Below are 5091 nucleotides of genomic sequence, written 5' to 3'. Positions count from 1 at the left end.
ACCTGCTTTCGTTACCGCTTTGATTTCACCCATTGTTGTGTGACCATCAGCAACCGCAGCAGCGATCTTACCTTTAGTGACATCAAAACAAGAACAAAGAACGGCAGCATCGGGTAATGAATCAGCGCCCATTGCAGGTCTTTCACCACCTGCGTGTGCAGGTAAAATCAAACTATCTGGATGTTCAGGTAAATCAATATCGTTTAATTTAAGTTGTAATAAGCTGCCGTAATCCGATGTATCACCGATTAATACTGCACCTAATAACTTTTTACCGTCTTCTGAAACAATAATACGTTTGTATACTTCTTCTGTTTCATCAAGATAAACAAAGCTCTTACAACCTGGAGTACGACCATTAGCATCACCGATACTGCCCACTTTCACACCAAGCAATTTCAGCTTAGCACTCATGTCAGCACCTTCAAATGCGTTATCGTTCCCTAATAGATGGTCAACAGCAACTTGTGCCATTTTGTAACCCGGTGCAACCAAACCAAAGAATTGTTCATTCCAAGATGCACATTCACCAACTGCGTAAACATCACTGTCGCTAGTAACACAATGGTCACTAATAGTGATACCGCCACGGCGACCCGTTGCTAAACCAGATTGATGTGCCAGTTTGTCTTGTGGGCGAATACCGGTTGAGAATACGATGAAATCAACTTCAAGCGAGGTGCCATCGGCAAACATCATGGTGTTACGTGCGGTTTCACCTTCAGCAACAATTTCCAAGGTATTTTTACTGGTGTGCACTTGCACGCCCAATTTTTCAATTTTTTTACGTAGTTGCTCACCGCCCTCACGGTCAAGCTGTTCTGCCATTAATACCGGCGAGAACTCAATAACATGTGTTTCCACACCCAGTGCTTTCAATGCACCAGCAGCTTCAAGTCCTAATAAACCACCGCCGATAACAACACCGCTTTTACTGCGTTTTGCTGTCGCTTCGATAGTTTTTAAATCTTCGATAGTACGGTAAACAAAACAGTCTTTGCTTTCATTACCTTTAATTGGCGGCACCCAAGGTTTTGAACCTGTCGCCATAATCAACTTGTCGTATTTAATTTCACGACCTGAGTTTGAATAAATGATTTTCTGCGAGCGGTTAATGTTGATCGCACGTTCACCAATCAATACATTGATATTATGCTTGCCGTAAAAGCCTTCTTTTACTAACGATAATTCATCTGCAGTGTGGTGAGAGAAATAAGAAGAGAGGTGGACACGATCATAGGCAACGCGTGGTTCTTCACAAAACACGGTTACATCAAAATTATTAATTTCTGCTTTTTCTACTAAGTCTTCAATGTAACGGTGGCCAACCATACCGTTACCAATAATAACCAGTCTGACTTTGCTCATAATTATTCCTATGTATTTATTATGTAGGCATTTTGAGGTATTACTTAGAAGAAGAACATGACTTAGATCAATTCTGATCGACAGTTAACGTGATCAAGATCAAAAACGTGAGGTTAAGCGTAATTTAATAACGAAAAGTAGCATTACCAGGCGAGACACTGCCTATATAATGCCAGCAATGTAATTTTAAAACAACAAAACGAGCGTAAAACTACTTATAAATAGGTATATACGTATGTTTTGTTATTTTATTACAAAATATACGGGATGACCTCGTTAGCCTTTAAGATAGCGCTAAACGCCTCAACATCGACAAGATCAAGTTGCTAACCGTTAAGTATCCTGCCAATTTTTATATAGCAACTAAGCTAATACTCTCGATGTTAAAAACATCCGCATTATGGTTAAAAATCATACGAGTTATTACTTTAACTCCCATCAAACACGATTTTAGCCACAAGTATTTCACTCATCCGTCCAGGCAGAAAGTATTACTAATTAGTTAATTTTTAATTAGAATAAATAAAAATCATTATCCATATGTAAGAAACGGCCATCAGTTACGAATGAAAGATATTAAATGTGACATGGCTCACAAAGTATCTTCTAAAAACTTTAAACAAGTTCATAAAACCACGATAATACCCCCATATGGTTACCCCATTAGGCAGGTAAGCTTAATTTGGGTACGTAAACGAAACTTTGCTTAAGTTATTAGAGCTACGACATATAACAAGGAAGATAACATGTTAAAAAAGCGTTTTTTTAAAACAAAAGCCGAAGCCGATATCACTTTTGAATTCGCCTGCGACACAAGTAACGCATTAATGAGTAGCGATACGGTTGAGTTATTAGCTGATTTTAATCAATGGCAAGCCTTACCAATGAAATACATCAAAAAAGAAAATGTCTTTCGCACTAAGGTTCGTCTACCAGAAAATAAACAATTCCACTTCCGCTACTTAATTAATAGTAACGAGTGGCATAACGATCATAAAGCCGACTTATACTTACCCAATACGTTCGGAACTGATAACAGTGTCGTATCTACATTACGTACTGCATAGAAGCTAACAATACGTTTAATCCAGGATGGATCATGAGTGACATTTCAACTACACCAACTATAGCAACTCACAATGAGACGCATTTTAGCAATGAAATAGATGCGCTTAATCAAGGTAAACTCTATGACCCGTTTGCTTTTTTAGGTCCACACCAAGTGAGCAAAAATGAATACCAATTAAAAGTATTCATTCCCGGCGCACAGCAGGTCTTTTATCAAGATAAAAACCACCAACGTCGTTATCAACGTGTTGGCTCCAGTGATCTATTTGTGCTTTGCCTGTCAGCAAAACAATATAATGCCAACTATCAATTAACGATCGCTTATCCATTTTCAACGGTTGTTGAACAAGACCCGTATAAGTTCTCATCGACACTTGATGCAGATGCTGTTTACCTGTTTAACGAAGGTACCTTAGAACAAGCACAACGTCATTTAGGTGCGCATTGGACTATCACCGATCATGTTGAAGGCGTACGCTTTACTGTTTGGGCACCAAATGCCACGTCTGTGAGCTTGATTGGTAACTTTAACCATTGGAATACCACACGTCATCCGATGCGTAAACACCTTGGTGCCGGCATTTGGGAAATCTTTATTGCCGATATAGCTGACTCGGGACAGGATAACAATTACAAATTTAGTATTATCACCGAAAGTGGTGAGCGCTTAGAAAAAGCCGACCCATTTGCTTCTTCAATGCAATTACGTCCACAAACTGCGTCATGCGTGCCAACTAAAGCAACCTCTGCAACATGGCAGCAATCACCCGCGAAAGCATGGTCACAACGTGCTGAACGCAACGCGATTGATGCGCCGATCAGTATTTATGAAGTACATGCGGGTTCGTGGAAGCGTGACGAGAATAACCAGTTTTTAAGCTATAAAGCCCTGTCTGAACAGCTTGTTCCTTATGTAAAAGAACTTGGTTTTACCCATATTCAGTTAATGCCAATTAGTGAGTTTCCATTTGATGGTTCTTGGGGTTACCAGCCGGTGGGTTTGTTTGCGCCAACCAGTCGTTTCGGCAGTTTGGCTGATTTTCAATTCTTTGTTGATGCCTGTCACGAAGCAAACCTTGGTTTATTAATCGATTGGGTTCCAGGACACTTCCCTGCTGATGCCCATGGTTTGGCTCAGTTTGACGGTTCACATTTGTTTGAACACGCTGATAAACGTCAAGGATTCCACCCCGATTGGAATACCCACATCTTTAATTATGATCGTGCAGAAGTACAAAGTTTTTTAATTTCAAATGCGCTTTCGTGGTTTGATAACTTTGCTATTGATGGCCTGCGCGTGGATGCGGTTGCCTCTATGCTATATCTCGACTATAGCCGTGAAGAAGGTGAGTGGGTGCCGAACCAACATGGTGGCCGTGAAAACCTAGGTGCGATTGAATTATTAAAACAAGTGAATCAACGCTGTTATAACAATCATCCAGGCATAATGATGGTTGCCGAAGAATCAACAGCCTGGCCTGGTGTGACTAACTTTGTCGACCAAGGTGGCCTTGGGTTTGGTTACAAGTGGAACATGGGTTGGATGAATGACAGCTTAGAATACATGAGCTGTGACCCACTCTATCGTCAACATCACCACCATGAAATGACGTTCTCACTGGCTTATGCATTTAGTGAAAACTTTATCTTACCGCTAAGCCATGACGAAGTTGTGCACGGTAAAGGTTCACTGCTTAACAAGATGCCGGGCGATGATTGGCAGAAGTTTGCTAATTTACGCGCTTATTACGGTTTCATGTGGGCGCACCCAGGTAAGAAATTGTTGTTTATGGGCTGTGAGTTTGGCCAACGTGCAGAATGGAATCACGACCAATCTCTAGACTGGCATCTACTTGAGCAATCACCTCATCAAGGCGTGCAAGATCTCATAAAAGCATTAAATAACAACTACTGTCATCAAACTGCCTTATTTGAGCTAGACACTGATCACCAAGGCTTTGATTGGATTGATGCAAGCAACGCAGAACAGTCAGTATTTAGTTTCTTACGTTACAACAAAGCGAAAGACGAACATGTTGCCGTGGTATCGAATATGACACCTGCGTGCCAATCAAGTTACCGCATTGGTGTACCAAGTAAGGGTGAATATAACGTTATCGTCAACACCGATGATACCAAGTTTGGCGGAAGTGGTTTTGCAAAAAGCACAAGTTACCGCACTGAAGCAATCGAATGGCAGGGTTTCGCACAAAGTATTTGTATTGAACTACCACCGTTAGCAAGCTTGTACTTAATACCGAAAGTGAAATAGCAAGAGATAGCGCAACACGCAATCGACATCACAGTTCGATTGCGCATTATCTAAAACAGCCCAAATGTCATAATAAAGGAAGTAATATGTCATTAAAGAAACAAAAATCTAAAGCAAACAAAGTTTGCAAGTTAGAGACAGATCATGGGCCAGTGGTTAATGCCAGTACTTTGCCTGAAGATTTAAAACGTCATTTCCATTACACTCTAGGGCGTGATGAAGTTGGTGAGTCACCGCAATATTTATATCATGCGCTTGCACTAACAATCCGTGACCGTCTGATGGAAAAATCACGCGCGACCAAGAAACTGCAGCAAGCACAACCTACTCGTCGCGCAGCTTATCTATCATTAGAATTTTTGATGGGTCGTGCATTAGGTAAC

Annotated in this window: 3 protein-coding genes and 1 pseudogene; 3 read left to right on the top strand and 1 reads right to left on the bottom strand. The window is 40.8% G+C overall.

Annotated features, from left to right (window positions below):
• Nucleotides 1-1368, bottom strand: a 1368-nt coding sequence (nirB, locus tag QNK26_RS15380; protein ID WP_319224699.1) for a nitrite reductase large subunit NirB, incomplete at its 3' end; no start/stop codon positions are given.
• A gap of 746 nt (nucleotides 1369-2114) precedes the next feature.
• Here nirB and QNK26_RS15375 point away from each other — a divergent pair.
• From QNK26_RS15375 to QNK26_RS15365, 3 genes and pseudogenes are all read left to right on the top strand, one after another.
• Nucleotides 2115-2435 (top strand): isoamylase early set domain-containing protein, encoded by a 321-nt coding sequence (locus QNK26_RS15375; protein WP_319224696.1) that lies wholly within the window; start codon nucleotides 2115-2117, stop codon nucleotides 2433-2435.
• Between the two features lie 32 nt (nucleotides 2436-2467).
• Nucleotides 2468-4708, top strand: coding sequence for a 1,4-alpha-glucan branching protein GlgB (gene glgB / locus QNK26_RS15370; RefSeq protein ID WP_319224693.1), 2241 nt, complete (start codon nucleotides 2468-2470; stop codon nucleotides 4706-4708).
• An 86-nt stretch (nucleotides 4709-4794) separates the two neighbouring features.
• A pseudogene (locus QNK26_RS15365) lies at nucleotides 4795-5091 on the top strand (glycogen phosphorylase); the annotation flags it as partial.

Origin of the sequence: Moritella sp. (assembly GCF_033791185.1) — a bacterium.
Classification (GTDB): Bacteria; Pseudomonadota; Gammaproteobacteria; order Enterobacterales; family Moritellaceae; genus Moritella.
This window is presented reverse-complemented; position numbering and strand designations above follow the sequence as displayed.